5 protein-coding genes are annotated in these 6,562 nt (G+C 60.1%); 4 read left to right on the forward strand and 1 reads right to left on the reverse strand.

Annotated features, from left to right (window positions below; all coding sequences use genetic code 11):
• Nucleotides 1-277: 277 nt before the first annotated feature.
• Nucleotides 278-1,126, forward strand: a complete 849-nt coding sequence (locus tag UN63_RS16435; protein WP_104488576.1) for a phosphatidate cytidylyltransferase — start codon at nt 278-280, stop codon at nt 1,124-1,126.
• 15 nt (nt 1,127-1,141) lie between these two features.
• On the opposite strand, the gene UN63_RS17150 is transcribed toward UN63_RS16435, so the two are convergent.
• A complete protein-coding gene (locus tag UN63_RS17150; RefSeq protein WP_181068276.1) occupies nt 1,142-1,291 on the reverse strand; it encodes a hypothetical protein in 150 nt (49 codons plus the stop codon).
• Nucleotides 1,292-1,352: 61 nt separating this feature from the next.
• On the opposite strand from UN63_RS17150, the gene ispC reads away from it, so the two are divergent.
• The 3 genes from ispC to bamA all read left to right on the forward strand — a co-directional run bounded on the left by ispC (nt 1,353) and on the right by bamA (nt 6,402).
• Nucleotides 1,353-2,543 carry a 1-deoxy-D-xylulose-5-phosphate reductoisomerase gene (gene ispC, locus UN63_RS16440; protein ID WP_104488577.1) on the forward strand — a complete coding sequence of 397 codons (1,191 nt, stop codon included), beginning with the start codon at nt 1,353-1,355 and terminating at the stop codon, nt 2,541-2,543.
• A complete protein-coding gene (gene rseP, locus UN63_RS16445; protein ID WP_104488578.1) occupies nt 2,543-3,892 on the forward strand; it encodes a sigma E protease regulator RseP in 1,350 nt (449 codons plus the stop codon). Before ispC ends, rseP begins: the two co-directional genes overlap by 1 nt.
• A 122-nt stretch (nt 3,893-4,014) precedes the next feature.
• Nucleotides 4,015-6,402 carry an outer membrane protein assembly factor BamA gene (gene bamA / locus UN63_RS16450; protein ID WP_104488579.1) on the forward strand — a complete coding sequence of 796 codons (2,388 nt, stop codon included), beginning with the start codon at nt 4,015-4,017 and terminating at the stop codon, nt 6,400-6,402.
• The last annotated feature ends 160 nt before the right edge of the window (nt 6,403-6,562 follow it).

Here is a 6,562-nt window from a genome sequence, read left to right on the forward strand (position 1 = left end):
GTGCTGAACACAGGCAGGTATGACACCCCCTCCCAACCTCCCCCTGGGGAGAACCCGCTGTGATGTCTGTATCCCCGCTGCCAAGGGGGAGGGGCAGTATGGTGGCATGAACAAGATGCTTAAGAAACGTGTTGTCGTATCTCCGTAGTCATGGGGAGGTGCGGTGTTAGTCTGGCGCTAAAGAGAACAGAGAGATGAGGCGTAAGGAGTGAAGAGTCAGGTGTTTACCCCTCACTCCTCACACTTCACCCCTCACTTCAATAAGAGAGGATATTTCTTGTTAAAGCTTAGAATCATCACGGCCCTGTGCCTGATCCCCCTGGTGCTGGCCGCCATTTTTCTGTTGCCGCTGCCGTTTTTCTCACTTTTTGCCGGTGGCGTTTTTTTGCTCGCCGGCCGTGAATGGGGGCGTTTTATCGACCCTCGCAAGGCCAATGTGGTGATGGTATCCCTCGCCCTGGTGCTGATTGGCCTGATGGCCATGGTCCCCATCGATCAGGTCTGGAGTCCGGATCTGAATGATACCGTCTCTCTGGTGCTTTATGGCGGTGGCCTCTGGTGGCTGATTTCGCTGGTACTGGTGCTGGTCTATCCGCGCAGCGCTGCCTTCTGGCAGGGGCGGTTGTGGCTGAAGGCGTTGTTTGCGCTGTTCAGCCTGATCCCCTTCTTCTGGGCGCTGCTGGCGCTGCGCAGCTACGAATATGAGCAGAACCCCTTCTTCGGTGCCTGGCTGCTGCTGTTCGTGATGTCGCTGGTATGGGTGGCCGACAGTGGCGCCTATTTCGTCGGCAAGGCAATGGGCAAGCGCAAGCTGTGCCCGCGAGTCAGCCCCGGCAAGACCATCGAAGGCATGCTCGGCGGCGTGGTGGCCGCCAGTCTGCTGGCCCTGGCAGTTACCTGGGCCATGGACTTGCCAATGCAGGAAGGGGTAGTACTGCTGGTGGCCTCCATGGTGGCGGTGTTCGCTTCTGTGCTGGGTGATCTGGTCGAGAGCATGTTCAAGCGGGAAGCGGGTATCAAGGATTCCGGCAGTATTTTGCCGGGTCACGGTGGCATCATGGATCGCATCGACAGCCTCACTGCTGCCTTACCGGTGTTTATTGTCGTCGTTCGGGTATTAAGCTGATGATGACAGATCGAGTCACACCCGCCGGCAGAGGCGAAACTCGAACGCAGACACGCCGTAAACCCATCCATGGGGGCTCTGCCGCGCCGTCTGACCGCCAAGGATGGCGGGAATGCCGGAATGGCAGGGAGCATTTTCCGGCCCTGGCGCGGAAGGTCTGCTCACTAGCACTCTCCTCTGCCGCCCGACTCCCGGCCTTGTTTTCAGTATCAGTAGGGAGTGCCAAGTGGAGTTGTTAACCATACTCGGGGCCACCGGCTCCATCGGTCAGAGCACGCTTTCGGTGGTGCGTCGGCATCCCGAGCGGTTTCATGTTTTTGCGCTGACCGCCAACCGGCAGGTTGCGCGTATGCTGGCCGACTGTCTGGAATTCTCGCCCCGTTATGCGGTGATGGTGGATGAGGCGGCGGCGCGGGAGCTGCGTCGGCAGCTGGCAGAGCAGGGCGGTAAAACCCGGGTGCTGAGTGGTGCCGAGGCATTGTGTGAGGTGGCCGCCGAGCCGGAGGTTACCACTGTGATGGCCGCGATCGTCGGTGCCGCCGGTTTGTTGTCTACCCTGGCGGCGGTGAAGGGAGGCAAGCGGGTATTGCTGGCCAACAAGGAAGCGCTGGTGATGAGCGGCGAGCTCTTCATCGACATGGTGCATCGCAGCGGTGCCCAGTTGCTGCCTATCGACAGCGAACACAACGCCATTTTTCAGTGTCTGCCCGCCGAGTTGCAGCAAAACCCGGGGCGGGGCAGTCTGGCAGAGGCGGGGGTCAGCAAGATACTGCTTACCGGTTCTGGCGGCCCTTTCCGTTATACCCCGGTGGATGAGCTGGTCGATGTGACCCCGGCTCAGGCGGTGGCGCACCCCAACTGGTCGATGGGGCCGAAAATTTCGGTCGACTCCGCCACCATGATGAACAAGGGGCTGGAATACATAGAGGCACGCTGGCTGTTCAATGCCGCCCCGGATCAGCTGGAGGTGCTGGTGCATCCCCAGTCGGTTATCCACTCCATGGTGCAGTATTCGGATGGTTCGGTATTGGCCCAGCTCGGTCAGCCGGATATGATGACTCCTATTGCACACGCGCTGGCCTATCCGGCGCGTATTGCGTCCGGCGTGGCGCCACTGGATTTTTGCAAGCTGGGCGAACTGAGCTTTATGGCGCCGGACATGGCGCGTTATCCTTGTCTGCGGCTGGCCATCGAGGCTTGTGCCAGCGGCCAGGGTGCCACCACGGCGCTGAATGCGGCCAATGAAGAGGCGGTAGCGGCTTTTCTGGCCGGTAAACTGGATTTTATGGCGATAGCCTCGGTCAACGAGGCGGTAATGCAACAGCTGGGCAGCACCCGGGCGGCTAGCCTGGACGAGATCATCGCGCTGGATGGCGAGGCACGTCTTTGTGCCACAGCATTGATAAGGAAACACTGATGGGCGGCATATTGTGGAATCTGGGCGCTTTTATTGTCGCCCTGGGTATTCTGGTTGCGGTACACGAATACGGCCACTTCTGGGTGGCGCGGCGCAATGGCGTCAAGGTGGAGCGTTTCTCCATCGGCTTCGGCAAGGCCATCTGGCGGCGCATGGGACGAGACGGCACCGAATATGTGCTGGCGATAATTCCGCTCGGCGGCTACGTCAAGATGCTCGACGGCCGGGTGGACGAGGTGCCAGCCCATCTGCAGGATCAGGCCTTCAATAACAAGTCGGTCTGGGCGCGCATGGCGATAGTGGTCGCCGGCCCCATGGCCAACTTTCTTTTTGCCATTTTCGCCTTCTGGCTGATGTTTCTGATCGGTGTGCCGGCGGTGAAGCCGGTGCTGAACGACGTTACCATTGCCTCACCGGCGGCCGAGGGCGGGCTGGCGCCGGGCATGGAAATTCTGGCTATCGACGGCAAGCCGGTGCGCACCTGGGAAGACGTGAACTTTGCGCTGATTGGTCGTCTCGGCGATGATGAAACCCTGTTTGAGGTTGCAGACAGCGCCGGCCAGCGAAGCCAGGCCCGTATTCCGCTGACCGAGTGGCAGTTTGACCCGGATGAAACTTCGCCGATTACCTCCCTGGGGCTGGTGCCGGTGGGGCCCGAACTCACGCTGACCGTGGCCGAGGTGGTCGACAATGGCCCTGCCGCCGCTGCCGGTGTGCAGCGAGGCGATACCCTGCTGGCGATTAATGGTGAGCCCCTGGCAGACTGGCGAGAGCTGGTCACTCGGGTACAGGCTTCTCCCGATATTCCGATGGAACTTGAGGTGATGCGAGCGGGTCAGAGCCTGACGCTGACGCTGACGCCGGAGCGGCGCGAGAGCCGCGACCGGGTTATTGGTTATGCGGGCGTTGCCCCTCAGGTGCTGCCGGTGGCAGAGGAATATCGCTTCGAGCTCAGTCATGGCCCGCTGGCGGCCATTGGCGCCGGTATCAGCCGGACCTGGGATCTGACGGTGCTGACTTTTCAGATGCTCGGCAAGCTGCTGACCGGCATCGTCTCGGTCGACAACCTGAGCGGCCCCATTTCCATCGCCAAGGGGGCCGGCATCAGCGCCGACTACGGGCTGGTCTATTTTCTCAGTTTCATGGCGCTGATCAGCGTGAATTTAGGCATCATCAACCTGTTGCCGCTGCCGGTACTCGATGGCGGTCACCTGCTGTTTTATGTGATAGAAGCGGTGACCGGGCGACCGGTACCAGAAAAAATACAGGAAATCGGTTTCAAGATTGGCGCTGTGCTCTTGATGATGTTGATGGGACTGGCGCTGTTTAACGATTTTGCTCGCCTCTAGGGCGACCGACACAAGGATAAAGTCACACCATGTCAGCTAAAGAAAGGTCAGCTAAAGAAAGGTCTGTTAAAGAAAGGTCTGTTAAAAACACGCTGGTCGCATCCTGCCTGTTGGGCGCCAGCATGCTGGCCCATGCACAGGGCGGCATAAGCCCCTTTGTGGTGCAGGACATTCAGGTCAAGGGTCTGCAGCGCGTCACCCTGGGGGCAACCTTGCTCAGCCTGCCGGTGCGAGTCGGTGAAGAAGTGGACGCCACGCGGCTGGCCGAGGCCATCAAGAGCCTCTATGCCTCCGGTAACTTCGAAGACGTGCAGCTGCTGCGCGACAACGGCGTGCTGGTGGTGCAGGTAACCGAGCGGCCGACCATTGCCGGCATCAGCTTCAGCGGCAACAAGGAAATCAAGGAAGAGCAGCTCAAGCAGAGCCTGGAAGGAGCCGGGGTACGGATTGGCGAACCTCTGGATCGAACCACCCTGAGCTCGCTCGAGCAGGGTCTGGAAGACTTTTACTACGGCGTGGGCAAATACTCGGCCCAGGTCAAGGCGGTGCTGACGCCGCTGCCGCGTAACCGGGTCGATCTTAAATTCGAATTCGTGGAAGGCCCGGCGGCGGAGATCAAGCAGATCAACATCGTCGGCAACAAGGCGTTCAGCGAAGCGCAGTTGCTGGACCAGCTGCAGCTGTCCGACAGCGTGCCCTGGTGGAATTTCATGGCCGATCAGCGCTATCAGAAGCAGAAGCTGGCCGGTGATATCGAAACCCTGCGCTCCTACTACCGGGACCGGGGTTACCTCAAGGCCGAAGTGACCTCTACCCAGGTGTCCATGTCGCCGGACAAGGAAGGGGTCTATATCACCCTTAACGTCTCCGAGGGCGAGCGCTATACGGTGTCTGGCGTTAACCTGCGTGGCAACCTGATCGACCGGCAGTCCGAGCTGGAAGCGCTGGTACCGCTGCGCGCGGGCGATCTCTATTCCGCCGCCGATGTGGCCCACATGGAAGAGGTGCTGTCCAGGTTCCTCGGCCGTTTCGGCTACGCCTACCCCAAGATTTCTACCTTTCCGCAGATCGATGAAACCAGCAAGAAGGTGGAGCTGGTGGTCAATATAGATCCGGGCAACCGTGTCTATGTGCGCCGCATCAACTTCGGCGGCAACGTCATTACCAAAGACGAGGTGCTGCGCCGTGAAATGCGTCAGATGGAAGGTGCCCGCCTGTCGAGCGAAGACGTGGAGCAGTCTCGTACCCGCTTGAATCGTCTTGGTTTCTTCGAAACCGTCGAGGTGGAAACCCGCCGCATCCCCGGTGAAGACGATCAGGTGGATCTGGACGTCAACGTCAAGGAGCAGCCGGCCGGCTCCATCAACTTCGGCATCGGCTTCGGTACCGACTCCGGCTTCAGTATTCAGGCGGGCCTGCAGCAGGACAACTTCCTCGGCACCGGTAACCGGGTGGGCATCAACTCCCAGATGAACGACTATTCCAAGGATGTGTCGCTGGAGTACACCGACCCCTATTTCACCGTCGATGGGGTCAGCCTCGGTGGCCGGGTCTATTACCGCCAGTTCGAGGCCGGTGACGCCAATCTGGCCGACTACGACAGCACCATCTACGGACTCCGCGCGCTGAGCGGCTTCCCGATCGACGAAGACAACAGCCTGAACTTCAGTACCGGCTTCGAGCACAATACCCTGGGCAAGCCGTCCGAAGGTAATAGCTACGATCAGCTGAACCGGTTCTGGGATCTGCACGGCGATAATGTGTCCGCGAACGACGAAATCAGCTTCAATACCTTCGACGTCACCGCCGGCTGGACTCGCAATACCCTGAACCGGGGTTACTTCCCTACCGCCGGTAATCGCCAGAACCTGTCGCTCAAGGTGACGGTACCGGGCTCGGATCTGCAGTATTACAAGACCAGCTTCGACGATGCCCATTATCTGCCGCTCGACAGGGAGCATAACTGGGTGCTGGCCGGCAAGTTTCGCGCCTCTTACGGTGACGGTTACGGCGACGCCACCAACGGTAGCCATGGGTTGCCCTTCTTCGAGAACTACTACGCCGGTGGCTTCAATACCCTGCGTGGCTTCAAGAGCAACTCGGTGGGCCCGCGGGCGGTTTATAACGACGGCACCGACACGGCCCCTAAATACCGTGGCGACGACAGCACCATCGGCGGCAACGCCCTGGTGGCCGCCTCGGCCGAGCTGATAGTGCCCACGCCCTTCGCCGGTGAAGACCTGCAGCGCTCTCTGCGCACCAGCGTCTTCGTGGACGTCGGTACCGTGTGGAATACCAATTATTCGGCGGACTATGCCGGCAACTGTGACAGCAGCTGCGATTTGATCTACGACTTCGGTGATCCGTCCAATCTTCGCGCCTCCGCCGGTCTCAGCATGCAATGGCTGTCACCGCTGGGCCCGCTGGTATTCTCGCTCGCCGCCCCGCTCAAGGAAGTGGAAGGCGACCGTACCGAAGTGTTCAACTTCAACATCGGCCGGACGTTTTAATACCCGTGAGGGGTGAGGGGTGAGGTGTTAGGGGTGAGGGGTGAGGGGAGTACAGTAACCCCACCCTAACCCTCCCCTTGCGTTGCACCCCGCTGTTATTCTGATAATGCGAGGTTAAAGGGGAGGGGACCGTATGGCGCCGCCGTTCTGCTCCTCCCCC

It is taken from the genome of Oceanisphaera arctica (assembly GCF_002936955.1).
GTDB classification, from domain to species: Bacteria; Pseudomonadota; Gammaproteobacteria; order Enterobacterales; family Aeromonadaceae; genus Oceanimonas; species Oceanimonas arctica.